The organism is Pseudoalteromonas sp. SG45-1, from assembly GCF_014164135.1.
Taxonomy (GTDB): Bacteria; Pseudomonadota; Gammaproteobacteria; order Enterobacterales; family Alteromonadaceae; genus Pseudoalteromonas; species Pseudoalteromonas distincta.
On the sequence record NZ_JACJEP010000089.1, the window covers coordinates 1 to 251 of the forward strand.

The 251-nt window shown below is 37.1% G+C and carries 1 rRNA gene; it reads right to left on the reverse strand.

The features are described from left to right. Positions 1-102 (reverse strand): 5S ribosomal RNA (gene rrf, locus H5117_RS20475); the annotation flags it as partial. Positions 103-251 lie beyond the last annotated feature (149 nt).

Consider the following 251-nt stretch of genomic DNA (forward strand, 5'->3'; position numbering starts at 1 on the left):
CTACTTTCACATAGCAAATGCTACACTATCATCGGCGCTGTTTCGTTTCACTACTGAGTTCGGCATGGAGTCAGGTGGGTCCAAAACGCTATTGTCACCAAGCAAATTTGGGCGTTAATTCGTATTTCTACGCATTAACTGAATTTGGAAAATATCTGATAATATTTTTTAAGTCTTTCTAAGTAATTTCTACTTTAGTTATATTAACTTCTGTCTAAACTGTCGCATAAAACGCGTTTGGCGTTGTATGG